23 protein-coding genes and 1 pseudogene are annotated in these 20,062 nt (G+C 49.7%); 2 read left to right on the top strand and 22 right to left on the bottom strand.

Annotation, left to right across the window (positions count from 1 at the left end; all coding sequences use genetic code 11):
• Window positions 1-16 precede the first annotated feature (16 nt).
• The 20 genes and pseudogenes from E1963_RS04475 to E1963_RS04390 all read right to left on the bottom strand — a co-directional run bounded on the left by E1963_RS04475 (window position 17) and on the right by E1963_RS04390 (window position 16,869).
• The gene (locus E1963_RS04475; protein ID WP_132275756.1) at window positions 17-787 is read right to left on the bottom strand and encodes a polysaccharide deacetylase family protein; all 771 of its coding nucleotides are present in this window, start codon (window positions 785-787) and stop codon (window positions 17-19) included.
• Between the two features lie 133 nt (window positions 788-920).
• On the bottom strand, window positions 921-1,073 hold the full coding sequence (locus E1963_RS19585; RefSeq protein ID WP_167482101.1) for a hypothetical protein: 153 nt from the start codon (window positions 1,071-1,073) through the stop codon (window positions 921-923).
• Window positions 1,074-1,125: 52 nt separating this feature from the next.
• Entirely contained in the window at window positions 1,126-1,545 is a 420-nt protein-coding gene (locus E1963_RS04470) for an Hsp20/alpha crystallin family protein (protein ID WP_132275753.1), read from the bottom strand.
• A 165-nt stretch (window positions 1,546-1,710) separates the two neighbouring features.
• Complete coding sequence (locus tag E1963_RS04465; protein ID WP_243117565.1) at window positions 1,711-2,700, bottom strand: DMT family transporter; 990 nt, start codon at window positions 2,698-2,700, stop codon at window positions 1,711-1,713.
• A 22-nt stretch (window positions 2,701-2,722) separates the two neighbouring features.
• Window positions 2,723-3,607, bottom strand: a complete 885-nt coding sequence (gene pepI, locus E1963_RS04460) for a proline iminopeptidase (RefSeq protein WP_132275750.1) — start codon at window positions 3,605-3,607, stop codon at window positions 2,723-2,725.
• 111 nt (window positions 3,608-3,718) lie between these two features.
• Window positions 3,719-4,708, bottom strand: coding sequence for a sensor domain-containing diguanylate cyclase (locus E1963_RS04455; RefSeq protein WP_132275747.1), 990 nt, complete (start codon window positions 4,706-4,708; stop codon window positions 3,719-3,721).
• Between the two features lie 20 nt (window positions 4,709-4,728).
• Complete coding sequence (locus tag E1963_RS04450) at window positions 4,729-5,085, bottom strand: hypothetical protein (protein ID WP_132275744.1); 357 nt, start codon at window positions 5,083-5,085, stop codon at window positions 4,729-4,731.
• Window positions 5,086-5,138: 53 nt separating this feature from the next.
• Window positions 5,139-5,291 (bottom strand): annotated as a pseudogene (locus E1963_RS04445) (EamA/RhaT family transporter); the annotation flags it as partial.
• Window positions 5,292-5,433: 142 nt separating this feature from the next.
• A complete protein-coding gene (locus E1963_RS19405) occupies window positions 5,434-5,637 on the bottom strand; it encodes a hypothetical protein (protein WP_145964160.1) in 204 nt (67 codons plus the stop codon).
• A 16-nt stretch (window positions 5,638-5,653) separates the two neighbouring features.
• Window positions 5,654-8,140, bottom strand: coding sequence for an ABC transporter permease (locus E1963_RS04440; protein WP_132275738.1), 2,487 nt, complete (start codon window positions 8,138-8,140; stop codon window positions 5,654-5,656).
• The gene (locus E1963_RS04435) at window positions 8,141-8,809 is read right to left on the bottom strand and encodes an ABC transporter ATP-binding protein (RefSeq protein ID WP_066581254.1); all 669 of its coding nucleotides are present in this window, start codon (window positions 8,807-8,809) and stop codon (window positions 8,141-8,143) included.
• Window positions 8,810-8,924: 115 nt separating this feature from the next.
• Window positions 8,925-10,010, bottom strand: coding sequence for a sensor histidine kinase (locus E1963_RS04430; protein ID WP_243117564.1), 1,086 nt, complete (start codon window positions 10,008-10,010; stop codon window positions 8,925-8,927).
• Window positions 9,983-10,675: a response regulator transcription factor gene (locus tag E1963_RS04425; RefSeq protein ID WP_132275735.1), complete on the bottom strand. Its 693-nt coding sequence runs from the start codon at window positions 10,673-10,675 to the stop codon at window positions 9,983-9,985. Before E1963_RS04425 ends, E1963_RS04430 begins: the two co-directional genes overlap by 28 nt.
• 41 nt (window positions 10,676-10,716) lie before the next feature.
• Window positions 10,717-12,027: a sensor histidine kinase gene (locus tag E1963_RS04420; RefSeq protein ID WP_132275732.1), complete on the bottom strand. Its 1,311-nt coding sequence runs from the start codon at window positions 12,025-12,027 to the stop codon at window positions 10,717-10,719.
• The gene (locus E1963_RS04415; RefSeq protein WP_132275729.1) at window positions 12,024-12,713 is read right to left on the bottom strand and encodes a response regulator transcription factor; all 690 of its coding nucleotides are present in this window, start codon (window positions 12,711-12,713) and stop codon (window positions 12,024-12,026) included. Before E1963_RS04415 ends, E1963_RS04420 begins: the two co-directional genes overlap by 4 nt.
• Before the next feature lie 20 nt (window positions 12,714-12,733).
• Window positions 12,734-13,387 carry a phosphate signaling complex protein PhoU gene (gene phoU / locus E1963_RS04410; protein WP_066573308.1) on the bottom strand — a complete coding sequence of 218 codons (654 nt, stop codon included), beginning with the start codon at window positions 13,385-13,387 and terminating at the stop codon, window positions 12,734-12,736.
• Window position 13,388: 1 nt separating this feature from the next.
• Entirely contained in the window at window positions 13,389-14,138 is a 750-nt protein-coding gene (gene pstB / locus E1963_RS04405) for a phosphate ABC transporter ATP-binding protein PstB (protein WP_132275726.1), read from the bottom strand.
• A gap of 54 nt (window positions 14,139-14,192) precedes the next feature.
• A complete protein-coding gene (gene pstA / locus E1963_RS04400) occupies window positions 14,193-15,056 on the bottom strand; it encodes a phosphate ABC transporter permease PstA (RefSeq protein WP_132275723.1) in 864 nt (287 codons plus the stop codon).
• Window positions 15,049-15,942, bottom strand: a complete 894-nt coding sequence (gene pstC, locus E1963_RS04395) for a phosphate ABC transporter permease subunit PstC (RefSeq protein WP_132275720.1) — start codon at window positions 15,940-15,942, stop codon at window positions 15,049-15,051. Before pstC ends, pstA begins: the two co-directional genes overlap by 8 nt.
• Window positions 15,943-16,869 carry a substrate-binding domain-containing protein gene (locus E1963_RS04390; protein ID WP_132275718.1) on the bottom strand — a complete coding sequence of 309 codons (927 nt, stop codon included), beginning with the start codon at window positions 16,867-16,869 and terminating at the stop codon, window positions 15,943-15,945.
• 234 nt (window positions 16,870-17,103) lie between these two features.
• On the opposite strand from E1963_RS04390, the gene E1963_RS04385 reads away from it, so the two are divergent.
• Together E1963_RS04385 and E1963_RS04380 are read left to right on the top strand one after the other, a co-directional pair.
• The gene (locus tag E1963_RS04385) at window positions 17,104-17,691 is read left to right on the top strand and encodes a TetR/AcrR family transcriptional regulator (RefSeq protein WP_132275715.1); all 588 of its coding nucleotides are present in this window, start codon (window positions 17,104-17,106) and stop codon (window positions 17,689-17,691) included.
• Between the two features lie 6 nt (window positions 17,692-17,697).
• Window positions 17,698-18,462 (top strand): nucleoside phosphorylase, encoded by a 765-nt coding sequence (locus E1963_RS04380; protein ID WP_132275712.1) that lies wholly within the window; start codon window positions 17,698-17,700, stop codon window positions 18,460-18,462.
• Window positions 18,463-18,516: 54 nt separating this feature from the next.
• Here the strand turns inward: E1963_RS04380 and E1963_RS04375 are convergent, their stop codons facing one another.
• A complete protein-coding gene (locus E1963_RS04375) occupies window positions 18,517-19,026 on the bottom strand; it encodes a GNAT family N-acetyltransferase (protein ID WP_132275709.1) in 510 nt (169 codons plus the stop codon).
• 83 nt (window positions 19,027-19,109) lie between these two features.
• Complete coding sequence (locus tag E1963_RS04370) at window positions 19,110-19,994, bottom strand: YitT family protein (RefSeq protein ID WP_132275706.1); 885 nt, start codon at window positions 19,992-19,994, stop codon at window positions 19,110-19,112.
• Between the last annotated feature and the right edge of the window lie 68 nt (window positions 19,995-20,062).

Here is a 20,062-nt window from a genome sequence, read left to right as displayed (position 1 = left end):
ATTTAACAGGGCCATTTCAGTCTTTTATCTGCCGTCCGTTGACATCCATATGGTATCCGTCCTTATAGATGAGCTGTGAGACTGGCACAATCTCATATCCTTTCTTCTTAAGGCCTTCGATAAGCTGATCCAGCGCGTCTGCCGTGTATTTGGCGCCGTTATGGCAGAGGATGACAGAGCCGTTGCCAAGTTCCTGATTATCCAGCACCGTCGATAGTATGCTTTTCACACCATAGTCTTTCCAGTCCAAGCTGTCCACATTCCACTGGATCGTATAGTAGCCGTTTTCTTTGGCAGTCAGAATCACTGCATCGTCATAGTCTCCATAAGGCGCCCGGAACAAATACATGTCTGTTCCCGTAAGTGCCTTTACTTTCTTGTGCACGGACAGCAGTTCCTGCTTTTTCTCCTCATCGCTTAGCTGCGACATATTCTTATGGCTTTCGCTGTGGCTGCCCAGATCATGTCCTGCCTCATATATGGACTTCACGTCATCCGGATATTTGTCAACCCACCCGCCAGTCATGAAGAACGTTACATGGACGTCGTGTTTCTTTAATATGTCCAGTATCTTCTGCGTGTCTTCATTTCCCCACGCCGCGTCAAACGTGAGGGCCACCTTTTTCTCCTTTGTATCTACCGAGTATATCGGAAGCTCTCTGCCATTTACATTGCTTGATACCTTCACATACTGCGACACATACTTGTATGAACCGGCGATTGCAACAGCTGTTACAAGGACCAGCACCACGTAATTTTTAATCCTTTTGACTGTTTCCTGCTTCATAAGGCAATACTCCAGAATCGATGCACTTATTCCATTATATGCCTGTGACATTCGTCCTACATCCAGAATGAGGCAATAATTCTCACAATCTGTACGTTCGTCTTGCTGATTCTGCAGAAATTAAAAGCAGCTTTTACGGCTGCTTTTTCTTTCTTTTATTTATCCGCTCGCAGGCAGTCAGATACTTGGCGTCCGGCTTGCCGTGTTGCTCCCGGCAGGCGGCACATCTGCCATGCCGCTTACATTTTACCCTTTTGCAGGGACAGTCTTTATTGATTTCTTCCACAATCCACCTCTTTTCCCGGGACACGCCTGCTCACGGCTGTCCGTCCTATCTCCTATCCTTCGATGGCGATATATCTGCCTTCTTCTATCTTTGGCTCGTTCTCTTCCTTTGGTACAAGAACCGTCAGGGTTCCATCTTCAAACTTCGCTTTGATATCTTCCTCCCTGACAGATTCCCCGACATAGAAGCTCCTGCTGCATGAGCCGCTGTAGCGCTCCCTTCGGATATATCTGCCGTTCTCATCCTTCTTGTCATTGCTTCTGTCCGTGACGGCGCTAATGGTAAGATAACCGTCCTTCAATGAAGCTTTGATATCTTCCTTCCTGAATCCCGGAAGGTCCATCGCCAGCTCATACTTGCCGTCAGCCTCTTTTACATCTGTTCTCATCATGCTGTCAGACGCAAATCTTCTCATCGGGAAATCCCAGAAATCATCAAAGGTCCTTTCTCCAAAAATTCTCGGCATCAACATAGGTCATCTCTCCTTTTCTATGATAAATGTTTTATTTGTTCTATACGTAATATAACACATGCCATCAAAAAAGTCAACAGCCATGATAACTTTTTTACAGCACAGGCCGTAACATAACAGGCGGCGCCAAAGCCGGATCAGATAACCGTGCTTTGGCGCCGCATATTATTTGGAATTGATATTTAATATAAACAGAGTGGACAATACGAGTACAAAACCTGCTACATCTATCATGCGGAACGTGGTTCCCAGAAAAGCCGCAGCGAGCACGGTGGCGGCCACTGGTTCCACGCTCGAAAGCAGTCCCGCATACACGGACCCCACGCTTTTCAGCGAAGCCAGGTAAAAGCAGAACGGAAATATCGTTCCTAATATGACGATTGCTAAAAACGCGATTGCTACCGCCCAGTCGATATGTACGTAGAGTCTCCATGGCCTGGTCACTATGGTCAGTACAAGCCCGCCGATAATCATGGCCCAGGCACACACCATCTCTGCCGGATAATTCTTCAGCAATGGTCCCGGCAGGACACCGTAAAAGCAAGTCGTGAGCGCCACCAGAAGACCGAGCAGGATACCCTTGGGAGATACAGAAAGAGCATGGATATTCCCGTGGGTTACCACAAGAAAAATGCCTGCCAGCGAACATAATACTGCCGTTATCTCTTTTGCTTTTGGCATCACTTTATAGATGACGGCAAAATAGATGATAAGCATTGCAGGATTCAGGTACTGGAATATGGTAGCGGTCCCTGCGTTCGTCTCCTGCACTGCCGCGAAAAACGTATACTGCATCCCCATCATGCCCAGGATTGAGAATACGATCTGGCGGATACCGTCCTGCTTCTCTTTCCACACCACAGGGCTCTGCTTCTTGATAAGAACTGCATACAGGAATAATAGGATGCCAGCCATAACGAGGCGGTAAGGCACGAGCCATTCCGACGTCACTCCCTTGTCCTCGAACAAGAACTGCGCGATAGGGCTTGAAGCCCCCCATAGGAGCCCTGCCATAAAGGCGGCAAAAAAACCTCTTTTCCTCTGCCTGTCTTTCACTTTTCTTTCATCATCTTCAGACGGCTCTACTGTAACCGGCTCTTCTGTAACGGGCTCTTTTGCACCCAACTCTTCTTTGATTAATTCTTCTCCACTCATCTTCTTTCTTTCCTGATTGTCATCAATCGTTGGCATTCAGCCATTCTTTCATAAGCTCTACATATCTGTCATTGTCCTCGACAAAGCACATATGGCGGCAGAACTGGAACAGCTCCCACCTGGAGTTTGGAATCCGGTCGTACATGTACTTTGCAATGTACGGCGTGCACAGGTCGTTCCCTCCGTTGATGACGAGAGACGGCTCTTTGATATCTTTGAGCTGCTCCGTCACATCATAGTCTTTCAGCGTTCCCATCGGCGTAAATTCATTCGGTCCCCATCCGGTTACATATGCTTCTCCGCCTTTCTGCACCGGACGTCTCAGGCATTCCGGAGAATCATCTGTCACCGCACCTGCGGCATGGCGCAGCATGTATTCGGTCTCCGCTGCTGCATATACCGGATCGCTGTAGTCTCCTGACGTCGTCGCTTTCTCAATAGCGTCCTGCATCTCCTGCGGCAGCTCCTTGATCATCCGATGCTGCTCTACTCCCCACATCCAGGATGCCGGCAGCGTACTCGACAGGATAAGGCTCTTAAGGCCCGCAGGCTTATGGTTGCACACATAGTCCAGAAGAAGCATGCCTCCCCATGACTGGCCGAGCAGATGCATCTCGTCAAGTCCCAGATGCTCTCTGAGTGCTGCAAGCTCTTCAATCCAGGTCTTTGCCGTCCACAAGTCCGGGCGGTTCTCTACGTAAGACTCGCCGCAGCCGATCTGGTCATACATGACAAGCTCCCGACCGTCTTCTTCAGCGAGGCGGTCCAGCACTTCAAAATAATTATGTGTGGATCCGGGTCCGCCGTGGAGCAGAACCAGCGGTTTCTTTTTCCCTGTCTTCTTTCCTACAATCCGGTAATACGTCTTGTACTCTTTAAATGGCATATAGCCTTCTCTGATTTCCATCTCTAGAAAAACCTCCTTGCCGCTTGACGCGGATATTATTGTCATACCGCACACCCCTATGCGGATAACTGCATAATAATTATATCGAAATCACCGCCCATTGTACAGTGCTTATTGTACAATCCATGAATTCTTCCCTCTGCTTTTGGCCTCATACATGGCCTCATCCGCATGTTTCAGACATTCACGGAAGCTGCTGCCTTCCTCACAACTTACGATCCCTATGCTGCAGGTAAAGTGCAGGTCCGGCGCCTCCTCGAGCGTAATCTTTTCAACCGCTCTGATGACATCTGCCGCCCGTCCGTCTATAATATCCCGGCTCATCCTGCCCGGTACGAATGCAAAAAAATCAACCCCCCCGTAGCGTCCTATCACATCCCTCGCACTGAAGCAGGCCCGGAGCACCTCCCCGACCTTCCGGATGCTTTCATCTCCGGCAAGGTGTCCGTATCTGTCGTTGATATCTTTGAAATTATCCAAGTCTATCAAAAACAGGCAGCCTCCCTGGCTCTGCCTGATATATTCAGACACCTGATCCTTGAATGCCCCTCTGTTCAGCAGACCGGACAACGTATCCCTCTGTGCCTTCCGCATAAGCGCCATCTCCTTCTTCTTCTCACCGGAGATGTCCGTAACTTTAATTACCAGAATCCGTTTCCTTTTGCTTCCTATACTTACGATATCAAGCCTGCACCAGATATATGCATTCCCCTTTGCCTTAAGCCGTACTTCGTACTTTTCCGTCTCCCCTTCCTTCAGATGCCGCTTGATCATATCTTCCAGCACAAGATGGTCCTGAGGATGGACGAGCCCCGAATCAGCTATAAACTGCTTAAAATCAGTTATCTGCGTCTGCTCCACCGCCAACACCCTGGATATATTCGAGGTACATCTGAGCACATCTTTGTTCCTGTCGTATTCGCACAGGATCATATCGCTGAAATTAGTCAGAAGCGCTGTACGTATCCGTTCAAAACGGTGCTCCTTATTGCCGTGGTAGACGATGCCCGCCACAAGCAATACCGTAACTGCCGCCAGGCCGATCAACAGGGCGGTCATCTTTTTTCCGTTATCTTCCAGCGTCAAGACATACTTGTTCATCTCTTTGGAATGGAATACATTCAGGATAATCCAGTCATTGTAAGCTGTTTCTTTTCCGCGATATTTTCTTTCAAAGCTTCTACTTTGTCCTCATTGCTGCTCACCGCATCAAAATATTCTTCCAGACCTTCCGTACCTTCTCCTGCCTCTTCCCGCTGCCGTATCATCTCGGCTATCGTTTTCAACGTTGTCCTGACATTCTCTACCCTGGCTGTGACTTCCGTATTCTGGCTGTCGGAATATGCCTTTATATTCTCCGCTGCCAGCTCGTCGAAAGCCTGGTTGGTCCATGACTGATATCTTTCAAAGATAACAGTTACTCCCGTACAGCATAATAATGCACAGATTATACTGACCACTATATTTCTTCTACTCATTAAGACACTTCCCCAGGTACCCGTACATGTAAACGGTTTTTTATTATAAATCTTTAGCGCTGCCTGGCAAATACACTTTGCGCCAAAATGCATACCAGTATCGTCGCCGCTCCGATATACCCTTTTACAGTAAGCAGTTCGCCCAGTATGAGAAAGGAGAATACCGCAGTCGCGACAGGCTGTGATGTCTGGAGCATAGAGACCGTCTGTGAGGAAACCTAGGCAACTGCGGTATTCTGCAGCAGATAGGCGATGCATGTACAGCCGATTGCGAGATAGGCCACGACGCCCCATGCAGCCGGCGGCCATCCGCTGGCCAGTAACGCCACACAGCCGCCCTCGCCCTTGTTAAGTGAAGTAGATAGCGGACGGGGAGCTGGGTGGGAGATGCGCAGGTGTAAGCGTAAGAGGCGGAGAATCCGTCCCGGAATCCCTGGTTTGTGGGAGATGAGCTGCTATCAGCGACTCTGCCGCAAAGTTAGGAGGCCGTGGACTAGTCGAAGCCTCGTACGCATCGGAGCAGATGCCACCCGGCTCCCAGCCCGCAGCCACTTTGCTAACCCCCCAGTTACTCCGCAAACCTGATACGGTCTATAAGGCTCTGTTTCTTGAAGCTGTTGTTTACCATATAGGTTATCAATACCTGGACCACAAGGATAATGACTGCCAGTATTATGACCGGCACGGTCGGGTATTCATATGTCCTGATGGACATGATGCTCTCTGCTTTGGCCCAGAGGAAGCAGCCATATCCTGCGATGCTGCCGGCTCCAACGGATAGCAGTAGCGTACCTGCCGTGTAGAACAGCCCCTCCAGCTGCAGCATACGCACCGTCTGCCTTCCGGACAGTCCGATTGCCTGAAGGACTCCAAGCTCCCGGCGTCTTATATAGACACTGTTAATCATCGTATTGACAAGATTCAGTATGCTGACAAGGCCGAATACAAACAGCAGGCCGTAGCAGCCGTACAGCATATAGCCGATGTTCTTTTCCGACTGTTCATATGCATCCTTCCACGTGTTCATCGCAAGGAATTCCTGGCCTTCTACAATCGCTCTTATCTCCTTCGTCACCGCGTCTACCTTACTTTTTTCCGTAAATATAATAAAGTCATCTGTCACGTTATTTTTACAGAGGTCCTCCAGCACGGACGACGGCAGCGTAAAGCCGCTCCCGGCCAGGCCGTTCGGTGCATCCACGATAGCCGCTATCTTATATTCTTTTTTTATGATATCGTCGCCGTCTTTTATGTTCAGATGCACCTTATCACCTGCCTTCCAGTCGGCACCCGGATATGCTATTATATATGACCCGCTCAAGATGATGCCTGTGCCGTCCATCAGACTTTCGTCATCCAGAGACCCGTCCGTTACATAGCGTTCCAATTCTCCCATCGCCGCTTCGCTCAGTCCGCCCAGAGCTGTATCAAGGGGCCTTCCGTCATCTTCTTGGAGCTCTTCCAGGCTTGCGCTTACGCCTGTATAAGTTTCTACTCGTTCCACTCCATCCAATGTTTCAATCTGCTTTTTCAATTCTTCGGTAAGCGGATTATTTTTCTGGATATTCTTCCGTTCCCGCTCCGGGTGCATCTCATTGCCGCTCTCACTGTTAAGCGTAATCTCCACATCTCCGCGGATGGAGTCCATGGTCATTGACTTTGGATTCATACAGCTTAATATCGTCGCAACGACTACGAACAGGATTCCGGTTATGCCGAGCGTGACGATGGTAGCGGTCGTACGTTTCTTGTTTCTGCCCAGATTGGAGGACGTAAGCTTTCGGATATTCAGCTCTGCATAGCCTTTCCGGCGCTTTTTCTTATTCTTCTTATCCGTCCCCTGGAAACGGATTGCCTCGATGGCAGATATCTTGGCTGCCTTCCGCATCGGAAGAAGCAGGGAGATATAGACGGAGACAAGTGCGACGGCGGCGGCCAGAAGCAGTATCCATGGCTTGATAAGCGAGATATCCCCGGCCGCCATCACACGTTTCATCTCATTCGCCATCTCATTTTCAGACGCAAGTCCTGACCTGACCATTCCATGCACAAGAAGCATACCCGTCCCCAGGCCGAGTATCAGTCCCACGGGTATCGCTGCCGCTGCTACCGCAAAGCCCTCACGGAACACGAGCTGCCTGATCTGCCGTCTGGTGGAGCCAATTGCCTTTAATTTGCCATATTCCTGCACCTTGTTCATCATAGATACATAGTAGATGCTGCAAATCGTAAGAACCCCGGCCAGAACGATGACGGCCATCAGGATGATCATCCCCCCGTACATAGCGGGATCTACATAGTTGGCCATCAAGTATTCCGAATTGTCAACGATATCTTCTTTACCGATGCCATAGCTCTTTCCTACTTCCTCCATGCTGTCTTTTATGACATCCGTCGTCTTACCTTTTGCATCCGCGATGGAGAAATATACCCTGTACTCATGCTCTCCTTCGGAGATGATTTCTTCCGTAAATGCCCCTGAGACTAGCGAAGAATAGATATTTCTGCTCTCTGCCTCTTCCGAGTCTTTCGTCAGGCCTGTTATCGTAAACTCCTTTTTCATCGCCTGGCCAAGCCCTCCGGCTTTGACCGGCTGGAAAGGAACGGTAATCTTGTCCCCGATTCCTCCCGTCAATCCCATCACTTTTAATAGTCCTTCGGAAACGACTATCTCATCCGCCCTTTCCGGCATCTTTCCTTCTTCGAGCTTGAGCCGGTTCAGCTTAACCGTATTATCATCGCAGTAGACCATAGATATATTGGCATCCGTGCCGTCGCATATCATATATGCGGCGTCCTCCCTCAGCCCTGTATCGGTAAGCCGTGCATCATCAAGCATCTTGTCTGCCGACTTCTCGTCTACATTACGGAACATGCCGTGGAATGTCGGATATACATTATCCACAGCCGCAAACCGGAGGTCAATCGTACCGAATACGACAGTCGGTACGGTAGTGAGCAGCATGGCGGTCAGTGCGATAGCGACACCTATCAGTATGTTCCTGCTCCGGTTGCTCCTAAAATTGGCAAGTGCTGTCTTCGTAATAATGTTCATCTACTTCACCACCTTGCCGTCAGCGATAATGATTACCCGGTCCGCCATCTGGGCAATCGTCTCGTCATGGGTTATCATGACGAGTGTCTGTCCGTATTTATTGACACAGTTTTTCAGAATGGATATGACCTCCATCTCCGTCTTGGAATCCAGATTCCCCGTTGGTTCGTCTGCAAGGATGATGGCCGGCTTTGAAGCCAGCGCACGCGCAATGGCAACACGCTGCTTCTGTCCTCCTGACAGCGTGTTCGGAAGGGAATGAAGCTTATCTTCCATCCCTATGCTTTTGACGATATCCATCACGAAATCCTGGTTCACCTTCTTGCCGTCAAGACCGATGGGGAGCACGATATTCTCCCACACGTTCAGGGCCGGCATCAGATTATAGTCCTGGAATATGAATCCGATCTTTCTTCTTCTGAACACTGCAAGACGTTCATCCTTCAATGCAAAGATATCCCTGCCTTCGATATATACTTTTCCGGAATCCGGACGATCCAGGCCGCCGAGCATATGGAGGAGCGTACTCTTGCCGGAACCGGACCGTCCAACGATGGCCGTGAATTCTCCTCCCTGTACGCTAAGGCTCGTATGGTCGATTGCCCGGACCGTATTCTCACCTTCTCCATAATATTTTACCAGATCTACTGTCTCTAAGATTGCTCTCATAATATAACTCCTTCCTGCCTTATTATCAATGCCAGCCAGCTTCTGCGCTATCTGTTCTCTACACATCATAATACAGGAACCTTACGAGAACCTTTCAGAAAACATAACAGTTTTGTTATTCTTGCCGGTAAGTCTTCTTCGGCAGCGTCATCTGGAATATGGTCCCGCATGTCTTCCCCGCCATGGCTCTTATGCTTCCTCCCTGTTCTTCCAGAATCTGCCTTACAATATACAGGCCTACGCCTGCCCCTTCGCACGACTCCACTTCAGGCCTGCTGCCACGGTAGAACCTCTTGAAGATGTTCTGGTACTCTTCTTTTGGAATGCCGATACCTTCATCCTCTATCTCTACGAACACATAGGACAGCTGTGGATATACGCTGATTCGGACCTTCGTTCCGCCCGGTGAATACTTCACCGCGTTGTCCAGTACATTTGCAAATGCTTCCGCCGTCCATTTTGTATCGTGGGGAAGCTGCATGTCTTCAAAGTCTTCCATTTCTATCCCGATATCTTTTGTATTCGCTTTCAGATATACGCCGTTCACCGCGCGCACGAGCGTCTCTTTGAGGCTTGCCTGTGCCGGATGTATCTGTATCATGCCCGCCTCCATTCTGGAAAGGTTTGTCAGCGTTTCGGTCAGATACTTGAGCTTCTTAATCTCTCTGGAACCTCTTGACGAGAACTCCGCGCGCTCCTCGTCTGTAACATCTGAATCCTCCAGCAGCTCGAAGCACATGGAAAGCGCCGCTACCGGTGTCTTCAGCTGATGAGAGATATCCGTCACGAACGCCTTCGTATTTTCCTTTTCTTCTACTAGGCCGGACCTCAGCCTTCCAAATGCACTGCCCATCCGTTCCAGCTGCTCCGTAATCTGAGAATGGATTCCTGCTTTCATGTAATCCGTCTCTGTGCGGTACTCATAGTTCCCTTCTTCAAATTGTTCCAGATAACCGGCTATATGGATATAATTCAGGTATTCTTTTCTGTATTTGATATATTGCCATATTCCATTTGCCACGACGGCTCCGGTCAGGAACTGCCAGAAGTACCTGATCTGGGGGCTTAACATATACATCAATGCGAAGAACGCCAATAGGAGCAGCGTCGTTATCAGCATGTTGAGGCGAAGTTCCTTTTCCAGCCAGATATATCCTCTCTCTCTTCGTCCCATTACTTTTTCAATACGTCTGTCGTCCATAGGTATCCGATTCCCCTTATATTTTTGATATAGTCGTCACCGCCGTTTCCGGCAAGCTTCTTTTTCAGCCTGCTTATGTTGACCGGCACCGTATTGTCGTCTACGAACTGGCCGTCCACATCCCAGACGGCCTCCAGCAGCTGTTCTTTTGAGATAATCTGCTTCGGATGCTCCAGGAAATGTGCCAGAAGCTGCATCTCCTTTCTGCTCAGAGAAGCCTCCTGCCCCTCGACATACACCTTCATCTCCTTACAGTCTAAAGTGACGCCGCCGGCTGTCAATACGGTCCGCTCGGTATCTGTGCGCTCCTTCCTGCGCATAAAAGCGTGGACTTTTGAGATAAGCACCATCAGGCTGAACGGCTTGGTGATATAGTCATCCGCACCCGTATCATATCCGTTCACGATATCCACCTCCTGGTCCAGCGCAGTAAGAAAGAGAATGAATACATCGCTGACCCTGCGTATTTCCCGGCAGAAGTCAAGGCCGTTTCCATCCTCCAGCGTTATATCGCTGATGATAAGGTCTATCTCATTACCTGCAAACAGCTTGTGCGCTTCCCCTGCTCCGGAAGCGCACAGCACATGATATCCTTCTTTCTGAAGCTTTAAGCTGATGCCCCTGCTCAGGCTCTCATCATCTTCCAGCAGTAATATGTTACCCATTAGCAATACTCCTTCCCGTTGGCAGGGATGAACCGGGACTGTTAAAATGTCAGCTCCATCTTCGTCCCTTTTCCTGGCTCGCTCTCGACACGGATGCCGGCCTCATGTATCATTGCGCCATGCTTTACGATAGATAGGCCGAGACCGGTGCCTCCGCTCTCTTTGGAATGGCTTTTGTCCACTCTGTAGAACCGTTCAAATATACGTTCCTGCTCCTCTTTCGGAATGCCGATTCCGGTATCCGTCACTATGACTTTCTTTCCTTTCAGCGTGCTGCCGACCCACACGGCTACGGAGCCGCCCTCCCGGTTATATTTTACAGCATTCTCACATATGTTGTAAATCATTTCGTCGAGTATCTGGCGGATCCCCCGGCAGATGACCGGTTCACCGGTCACTTCTATATGGACATTCCGGGACGATGCCTGTGGAGAGAGCCTGCTGCAGATTTCCCTTGTGAGCTCATACAGGTTGACATCTTCCTTCTCTATCTCCACTTTGCCTTCATCCAGCCTGGACAGCTTGATGATATCTTCCACAAGCGTGATGAGCCTGCTTGCCTCATTATATATCCGTTCAGAAAAGACTCCGATGTCTTCCGGCTTTACCAGTCCGTTTTTCATAATCTCGGCGTAGCCGGATATGGACGTCAATGGTGTCTTCAGCTCATGGGACACATTAGCAGAAAACTCTTTGCGCATATTGGCGACGGCATCTTTTTCTTTGTTCTGTCTGTCAATGCTTTCAAGCAACGGTCTCAGCTCCTCATACACATCATTATCCAGCGGGTGTTCCAGATTCAGCTCGTTCACCGGGCGGATCAGCCTGTGCACCTGCCATCTGGACAGTCCCCAGGCAAAGAGCAGCATGGCAGCGGCAAGGCCTCCCATCACAGGCAGTACGTGGACTGCCATACGGAATGCATTGTCAATCGTCTTGGATACTCTGAGCACCGTACCGTCCGGCATCCGAAGGGCGTAGTAGAACATTTCCTTGCCGAGCGTATCCGACTGCCGGATATCCTGCCCGCTTCCATCACGAAGGGCTTCCTTTACCTCCGGCCTGTCCTTGTGGTTCTCAAGCGTGTACTCATCTTCCTTGGAATCGTAGAGCACATGCCCGTCGCCGCCTATGAGCGTCACGCGCGTATTCTTTCTGACGGCGTCCATCTCCTCGAGATATGCCGTGCCGGCAGTCTTGACCGCAGCCCGTATATAATCCGCTTCCTGCCTCGTCTCGTCCTCAAGGAGGTCCACCGTCTGCCGGTATACGACCGCGGTCATCACCGCATAGGATATGAGCAGCGTTGTGAATATCACCAGTATCATGCTCTTCTGTATTCGTCTTCTCATGCGCCCTTCTCCTGTTCACACATCCGGTACCCCACTCCACGCACGGTTTCTATCAGCTCGCCGCACGTTCCGAGCTTCTGGCGCAGCGTCCTCACATGCACATCCACGGTGCGTGTCTCGCCGTCGAAGTCATACCCCCATATGTCTTCCAGCAGCTGGTCTCTCGTCAGCACTATATTCGGGTTATGCATCAGCCGTTTCAGCAGTTCATATTCTTTCAACGTGAGGTTTACCGTATTGCCGTCAGAACGCACTTCATGCTTCTTAATGTCTATCTCAATATTGCCGAGGGCAATCTTGTCTTCCCTTTTATAGTCATATTTTGCTGTCCTTCTCAGGACCGCCTTGACTCTTGATACGAGCTCCATCATGCCGAATGGCTTCGTCACATAGTCGTCGGCTCCGGCGTCAAGCCCCATCACCTTGTCATATTCCGCCCCCTTGGCCGTTACCATGATAACGGGGATCTCCCTCGTCTTTACAGAGGATTTCAGCCTTCTGAGCAGTTCCATCCCATCTTCTCCCGGCAGCATGATATCAAGCAGAACAAGCTCCGGCGTCTCAAGCGCCAGAGCCTCCAGAAATTCTCTTCCATCTTCAAAACCGCGGGCCTTCATGCCCGTACTTTCCAGCGTATATACTACCAGCTCACGTATGTTGCTGTCATCTTCTACACAATATATCATCTTGACACTCCTTTGGCCTCTTATATCCTGCTCTCTTTGTGGATGCCCGTGATGGAAAATTCCACCCACTCGGCGATATTGGTCGCATGGTCTGCAATCCTCTCCAGATACTTCGCCACCATAATCAGGTCAATCGCCCTCTTTCCCTTGTCCCCTTTGTTTTCGGCTATGAAGTCTATCAGCTCCTGCTTGTTCTCTACAAACATCATGTCTACTTCATCATCGGACTCCATCACCTTGCGGGACAGTTCCAGATCTTTTTCCACATAAGCAGATACACTGTCTCTTACCATCCTGGCGGCGGCTTCTGACATCTGTCCGATCTTCGGAATCTCGGTGGCTTCCGACATTTTCTCGGATATGATTATCTCCGCGATATCCGATGCCTGGTCGCCGATACGTTCCATGTCTGTAATCATCTTCAGCGCTGCCGATATCTGCCTCAGATCCTTGGCCACCGGCTGCTGCTGAAGCAGGAGTTTCAGGCAGAGCCTTTCTATGTCCTTTTCCATCTGGTCGATCTCTTCATCTGCCCGGATGACATCTCTTGCTTTTGAGGTGCTCCCTTCCTGAAGCGCTGCTGTCGCCCTGTTGATTGCTATCTCGCACAATTCCCCCATATGGGTCAGCTGTTCCTTTAACATATCCAGCTGCATATCAAATTTATTCCGCATTCTATCCGAACCTCCCTGTTATATAGTCTTCCGTGCGTTTATCCGACGGTATGGAGAACAGCTTCTCCGTATCGTTGTACTCGATCACTTCTCCGAGCAGGAAAAACGCAGTATTGTCAGATACACGGACAGCCTGCTGCATATTGTGCGTCACCATGACAATAGTATAATCTTTTTTCAGTTCCGTCGCAAGGTCCTCTATCTTGGATGTAGAAATCGGATCAAGCGCGGAAGTCGGCTCATCCATCAGCAGCACTTCCGGCTGTACCGCCAGTGCCCGCGCGATGCACAGCCGCTGCTGCTGCCCTCCGGACATGCCGAGCGCACTCTTCTTCAGCCTGTCTTTGCATTCCTCCCAGATGGCAGCGTCGCGCAGCGACTTCTCCACGATATCATCCAGCTTCGCCTTTGACCGGATGCCATGTGTCCTCGGTCCGAACGCGATGTTGTCGTATATGCTCATCGGAAACGGATTCGGCTTCTGGAACACCATCCCGACCCGTTTTCTCAGCAGATTCACATCCATTCCATTAAAGATATTCTGTCCGTCCAGGAAGATGTCCCCCTCTATCCTGCACCCCTCGACGAGATCGTTCATCCTGTTGATGGACTTCAGAAGCGTAGACTTGCCACAGCCGGACGGACCGATAAACGCGGTGATCTTGTTCTTCTCAATATCCAGGTTCACATCTTTGAGCGCATGGAAACCATCATAGAACAGCTCCAGATTCTTAATACTTAATTTTTCCATTTTTATATACAATTCCTTTCTTTTTTGAAGGGGGTCTGACCCCCCTTTCAAAATTTACGCTTTTGTCAGTCTTTTTGCCACTATGCTTGACAATGTATTGATTCCCACCACGAGCACGAGCAGTATCACCGCTGTCGCGTATGCCTGGTTCATGTACAGGCCTTCGCTCGCCAGATTATACATGTGCACTGCCAGCGTCCTTCCTGACCCCATCACGCTCGACGGCACATCTGCCACGGATCCGGCCGTGTATATGAGGGCCGCCGTCTCTCCGACGATACGCCCTACCGCCAGGATAACACCCGCGAGTATGCCGGGCACCGCGGAAGGCAGCACGATACGGAATACGGTACGAAGCTTCCCGGCTCCAAGCCCGAAGCTTCCTTCTCTGTACGAGTCGGGGACAGACTTCAGCGCCTCCTCCGTCGTGCGCATGATGAGGGGCAGTATCATGATTGCAAGTGTGAATGCGCCTGCAAGCAGGGAAAAGCCCCATCCGCATGTCGTCACGAAAAAGAGCATTCCGAACAATCCATAGACGATGGACGGTATTCCGGACAATGTTTCTGTCGTCAGCCGGATGATTTCCACGAAGCGGTTGCCCCGGCCCGCATATTCCACAAGGAAGATGGCTGAAAAGATTCCGAACGGGACTGCGATGAGCAGCGACAGCAGCGTCATGACGACGGTATTGATAAGTGCCGGCATCAGGGACGCGTTTTCGGAAGTATATGTGAATGAAAATAATGACGGTGTTATATAGGGGACGCCCCGTATCAATATATAGGCGATCAAAAATATCAGCACCGTGAATGTCAGTATGGCGGAAAGCATGACAAGCAGCATGACGAGGAAGGAGCCTGGCGTTCTTCTGTATGCTTTAAGCTTCTGCTTGAATGTGACCTGATTGCTACTCATGGCTGGACCTCCTGTTCAGTAGTGCTACGCAGAAATTGATGAGCAGGATAAATACGAACAGAACCACACCGGTCGCGATGAGCGCCTCCCTGTGGAGATCTGCGGCATATCCCATCTCAAGGACGATATTGGCCGTCAGCGTGCGTATCCCCCGGAAGATACCGGACGGCATCCTGGCCTGGTTGCCTGCAACCATGATGACTGCCATCGTCTCACCGATCGCACGCCCGACACCGAGCACAACGCCGGCGACGACACCGGACTTTGCAGCCGGGAGGATGACCCGGAAGATTGCACGCTCATGCGTGGCTCCAAGTGCCACCGCGCCCTCGTAGTAATGGTCTGGTACAGCCCTGATGGCTGATTCTGTCACCCCGATAACCGTCGGGAGTATCATCATGCCGAGCAGCAGCGATGCCGTCAGTATGCCGTTTCCATTTCCGCTCGAGGAGATGAGCCCCATGCCCTTCAGCGTTCTCCCCAGTTCCCGTATCCATGGCACGAGGACAACGAGCCCGAAAAAGCCATATACGACGGATGGTATTCCCGCCAGCAGCTCTGTGGCAGACTTGAGAGGCTTATAGATTCTTTTCGGGCAGTATTTTGCCATGAACACCGATGTCAGTATTCCGATAGGGACACCGAACAATATGGCCCCGGCAGTGACATAGAGGCTTCCGATGATCATAGGGAATATTCCGTAGATGTTGTTCTTCGGCCTCCACATCTCGCCAGACAGAAATTTCATAAATCCGATTTCCTTCATTGCAGGGACGCCATTTGCAAACAGAAAGATGCAAATGAGAGCTACCGCCAGCACCGAAGCGCAGGCGGCAATGAAGAACACTCCCCGCATGAAATTTTCTTTCCATGCCTTTGCTTTCATCTATTCAATTACCTCATCCCATGTAAGCGCTTCGCCTGTGTAGATTGATTTCACCTGTTCGCTGCTTAGCTCATCAACTGTGCTGCTGTTGTTGACGATGACTGCAATACCATCTGTCGCGATAACCTGAGCTTTCAGGCCTTTTGAAATCTCCGTATCCTTCAGCTCTCTTGATGCCATACCGATATCGTAGCTTCCGTCTACCGCTGATGTCATGCCTGTGGTAGAATCTGTCGTCTGCAGTTCGATTTCCGCATTTGCATTGACTGCTTTATATGCCTCGATCAGCTTCTCCATCACCGGTGATATAGAAGATGAGCCGCCTACGACCGCTTTTCCGCTCGGAGAGGTCCCTTCATACAGCTTTACATCATCTGTTGCGATATATCCGTTATCTTCCACGACCTTCTGTCCTTCTTCGCTCAAAATGAAGTTGATGAAATCTGCTGCCACTTCATTGTCAAGGTCTTCTTTTGTCGCGATGTTAAAGGGCCTGGATACTTTATACTCTCCGCTCTTAACATTTTCAGCCGTTGCCTCCGCGCCGTCGATTTTGAGCGCTTTTACACTGTCGTCTAGCGAGCCGAGCGATACGTAGCCGATTGCATAGTCGTCTCCTGCAACTGTTGTGAGCATGACGGACGTACTGTTTGTTATCTGGGCCTCCTCTGTCGTCATATCTACCTTTTCACCGTCTTTTTCCTCTTCAATCCCAAAGAGTTCTATGAAAGCTCCTCTTGTACCGGAGCCGTCTTCTCTTGATACGATTGTAATATCTCCAGATGCATCCCAGTCGGAAGCCGCTTCTGTACTATTATCTGAATCTTTATTCGAATCTGTCTTCTCATCATTGCTGCCACATCCTGCCGCAAGTCCTGCAACCATCCCGACAACTGCCAATACTGCAATAAACTTTTTCATCTTCATAATCTCTTTCTCCTTTAATCCTTGCTAAAATCGTTTGTTTACTATGTTTTCTTCACAAGTGCAATCATAAAGGATGAATGTTAAATCTGAAATCAGTTCAATGTTAAATCTATGTAAAACCATTGAAACCGTAATTTATCAAGCTATATATCTACAATTTGCTTGACAAAACGACATGTATGTCGCATAATATTCAAAAAAGAGACACTCATGTCGCAAAGGAGGCAGGCAAAGATGAGCGCAAAGGGAGACAAGACGAAGAAGTTCATCTGTTCTGAGGCACATAAGCTTTTTGCCGAAAAAGGTTTCAAAAAGGTTACGATGCAGGATATATGCGAGAGGACAAGACTAAGCCGCGGAGGGCTTTACCGCCATTATGAAAACACTGCTCAGATCTTTTCTGCAATTGTATCCGCCATGCTGGCAGACCAGGAAGATGAGTTTTCAGAGAAAATACGTAACAATGTGCGTGCGTCAGAGATACTTGACGATGTCCTGAACCGGTACGAGGAGGAAATGATAGACAGCGGCAGCTCTTTGAGCGTCGCAATATATGAATACTTCAGCAGCCCGGACCTGTCACAAGGAGATGGTACTATCCTGCAGCAGTATCTGCATTCCAAGAAAATGTGGACGGAGCTCATAGAATGTGGAATGTGTACAAAGGAATTTAAAACCGTGGATCCAGCGGCCGTATTTGACCTGATCGTCTTCTCCTACCAGGGGGTACGGATGTACAGCAGGCTGATGCCAATCGGAAAAGATATCCCACGAAGAATAACAGGGCAGATTAGGCAATTATTATTGCCGGAAAGAGAGTGAAATTATATGAAAACAGTATTTTATGAAAGCAGAACATCTTCCCCCGCATATATCAATCCGACAGATTCTGTCAGTCCTGTCGAAGGTTTTCCGGAGATATGCATATCTACTTTCTCCAGGCAGATCATAGAAAGGATTGCGGCTTTGGACCATGTAGAAAAAATAGCTGATATGTACACCGCCAACGGAACGAATCCTATATACAAGATTATGTACAGAGGTAGGGAATTTGCCTTCTTCCTCTCTCTTGTCGGGGCGCCGGCCGCCGTCTGCTGCCTTGAAGAGATGATAGCGCTTGGGGCAAGAAAGTTCGTCTACTTCGGGTGCTGCGGCGTACTTGATGATGACAAGGCAGAAGGCCGCCTCATCATACCGACGGCAGCGATAAGAGAAGAAGGAACAAGCTACCATTATCTTCCCCCGGACATGGAGATTACGCCCGATTCCTGTGATACGGAACTTTTGAAAAGCTGTATGGAAACGTGCGGTTATCCGTATGTATGCGGAAAAATATGGACGACGGACGCCATATACCGGGAGACGAAAGATGCCATCCGCAGTTACAGGGAGCTTGGCTGTGTAGGGACTGATATGGAATATTCCGCACTGCTCGCGGCGGCCAGGTACAGAGGTGTGCGCTTTGTCCAGTTTCTATACGGGGCTGACAGCCTGTCCGGCGAGGAATGGCAGCAGCGGGACCTGACGGACTACGGCCTTGGCAGTTGTGACAGATATATGGCGCTGGCTCTGGAATGCGGGCTGGCAATGTAAGCAAAGCAGAACATGCGGCAGACTTGGGTACCAAGTCTGCCGCATGTTGCCGTCTTATAACATCATTCCCATCACATATATATCATAATATTTTCCATCCAGCAAAGTAGCGTTGCGCCTGCACCCTTCCACGATGAATCCCAGCTTCATGTACAGTTCTACAGCCTTGACGTTGTCCGCACGTGTGTCCAGGCTGATCCTTCTCGTAATGCCGTTTCCTTTTGCCCATTCGATGAGACGGCGTATCAATTCTGTGCCGATCCCCTGTCCCTGATATCTTTTCGCGACTACGATCCCAAGGCCCCCATCATGTCGGGCCTTGACCTTATGGGATGAACTGATTGTGGCTATCCCCGCAATCTCCTCCCCGTCCATCGCCATGAGCATGATATTCGTCTCGTTCCCTTCCAGACCTCTTATAGACTCTGCCTGGGCTTCCACGTCCATCGGATACTCATCCTTCTCAAAACTCAGGTAGCTCGTCTCTCCCCCTACATAATTGTAGAAGGCTACGATCTTTTCCGCATCACTTTCCTTCGCCGTGCAATAAGTAATCTGCCCCATAACCTGTCTCCTTTCTTTTTTCGTTGGGGACGGGGTTTTTTCAAAAAAACCCCGTCCCCGACAAGCTTTCAACGTGTCCCTTTTTACAGCCGCTTTTCAAAATTCCCTTCAACGGCGCATCCTTCTGTAAATATCATGAATGCATCCGGGTCTATGCCGTGTACGATTCTTTTTATCTGTCCGACTTCATATTTTGATATCATCACGAATAGTATGTAGGATGTCTTGTTCGTGTACGCGCCTTCTCCGTCCCAGTTCGTCACGCCGCGCCCGGTCTGTTCAATGATTGCCTTGGATATTCCGAGCTTCTTCGTAAATATCATGACACTCGTGTTGATATTCTGGATGTGCACACGGTCGAGCGCCATCGCCAGCACCGTCGTATATATCAGCGAATAGATTACTATCTCTATATTGAACATGAACAGGCAGATAACGTAGACAAGTATATTCATCATGATGTTAATTCTGCCCACGCTGAAATTAGGATATTTCTTGGCACAACACAGGCCGATGATATCCTGCCCGCCGCCTGAGCTCCTGCCACGCAGTACAAGTCCTGTCCCCGTTCCCGCTATCAGTCCGCCGATGATACATGACGTCAGTAAATCTTCAATGATGGGAGCCGCCGGAATAGGTACGACGACAAGAAATATACTCTGTATGGTGACCGTAATCAAGGTCTTCACGGCAAATTCCTTGCCCAGTATGCGAAGGCCCATATAGAACAGCGGAATATTGATGATAAAGTAAATGATACCAGACATATCTATCCCTGAAGGTATCGGAATCCGGCAGACCTCTACAAAAAAGGTACGCAGCAGCTGGGCGACACCCATAAAGCCTCCGTTATACAGGCCGAGCGGTACGATAATCAGGTTTACGCCTAATGCGAATAATAGGCTTCCCATGACAGCATAGACTGCCTGTATCAGTAATTCCTTCTTGTTCTCCTTAAACCCGCTCATGGCATGACCTCCTGCATATGACTGTAAATTCTCAAATGATCAAGACCCATTCTAGCACTTGCTTTAGC

The organism is Extibacter muris, assembly GCF_004345005.1.
Classification (GTDB): domain Bacteria; phylum Bacillota; class Clostridia; order Lachnospirales; family Lachnospiraceae; genus Extibacter; species Extibacter muris.
The sequence above is the reverse complement of the archived record's forward strand: the minus strand, read 5'-3'. Positions and strand labels throughout refer to the sequence as shown.

Excerpts from the sequence above, each read along its gene's own strand:
- E1963_RS04475 (WP_132275756.1), bottom strand. The coding sequence starts at position 787 with ATGAAGCAGGAAACAGTCAAAAGGATTAAAAATTACGTGGTGCTGGTC.
- E1963_RS04470 (WP_132275753.1), bottom strand. The coding sequence starts at position 1,545 with ATGTTGATGCCGAGAATTTTTGGAGAAAGGACCTTTGATGATTTCTGG.
- E1963_RS04465 (WP_243117565.1), bottom strand. The coding sequence starts at position 2,700 with ATGAGTGGAGAAGAATTAATCAAAGAAGAGTTGGGTGCAAAAGAGCCC.
- pepI (WP_132275750.1), bottom strand. The coding sequence starts at position 3,607 with ATGGAAATCAGAGAAGGCTATATGCCATTTAAAGAGTACAAGACGTAT.
- E1963_RS04455 (WP_132275747.1), bottom strand. The coding sequence starts at position 4,708 with ATGAACAAGTATGTCTTGACGCTGGAAGATAACGGAAAAAAGATGACC.
- E1963_RS04450 (WP_132275744.1), bottom strand. The coding sequence starts at position 5,085 with ATGAGTAGAAGAAATATAGTGGTCAGTATAATCTGTGCATTATTATGC.
- E1963_RS04440 (WP_132275738.1), bottom strand. The coding sequence starts at position 8,140 with ATGAACATTATTACGAAGACAGCACTTGCCAATTTTAGGAGCAACCGG.
- E1963_RS04435 (WP_066581254.1), bottom strand. The coding sequence starts at position 8,809 with ATGAGAGCAATCTTAGAGACAGTAGATCTGGTAAAATATTATGGAGAA.
- E1963_RS04430 (WP_243117564.1), bottom strand. The coding sequence starts at position 10,010 with ATGGACGACAGACGTATTGAAAAAGTAATGGGACGAAGAGAGAGAGGA.
- E1963_RS04425 (WP_132275735.1), bottom strand. The coding sequence starts at position 10,675 with ATGGGTAACATATTACTGCTGGAAGATGATGAGAGCCTGAGCAGGGGC.
- E1963_RS04420 (WP_132275732.1), bottom strand. The coding sequence starts at position 12,027 with ATGAGAAGACGAATACAGAAGAGCATGATACTGGTGATATTCACAACG.
- E1963_RS04415 (WP_132275729.1), bottom strand. The coding sequence starts at position 12,713 with ATGATATATTGTGTAGAAGATGACAGCAACATACGTGAGCTGGTAGTA.
- phoU (WP_066573308.1), bottom strand. The coding sequence starts at position 13,387 with ATGCGGAATAAATTTGATATGCAGCTGGATATGTTAAAGGAACAGCTG.
- pstB (WP_132275726.1), bottom strand. The coding sequence starts at position 14,138 with ATGGAAAAATTAAGTATTAAGAATCTGGAGCTGTTCTATGATGGTTTC.
- pstA (WP_132275723.1), bottom strand. The coding sequence starts at position 15,056 with ATGAGTAGCAATCAGGTCACATTCAAGCAGAAGCTTAAAGCATACAGA.
- pstC (WP_132275720.1), bottom strand. The coding sequence starts at position 15,942 with ATGAAAGCAAAGGCATGGAAAGAAAATTTCATGCGGGGAGTGTTCTTC.
- E1963_RS04390 (WP_132275718.1), bottom strand. The coding sequence starts at position 16,869 with ATGAAGATGAAAAAGTTTATTGCAGTATTGGCAGTTGTCGGGATGGTT.
- E1963_RS04385 (WP_132275715.1), top strand. The coding sequence starts at position 17,104 with ATGAGCGCAAAGGGAGACAAGACGAAGAAGTTCATCTGTTCTGAGGCA.
- E1963_RS04380 (WP_132275712.1), top strand. The coding sequence starts at position 17,698 with ATGAAAACAGTATTTTATGAAAGCAGAACATCTTCCCCCGCATATATC.
- E1963_RS04375 (WP_132275709.1), bottom strand. The coding sequence starts at position 19,026 with ATGGGGCAGATTACTTATTGCACGGCGAAGGAAAGTGATGCGGAAAAG.
- E1963_RS04370 (WP_132275706.1), bottom strand. The coding sequence starts at position 19,994 with ATGAGCGGGTTTAAGGAGAACAAGAAGGAATTACTGATACAGGCAGTC.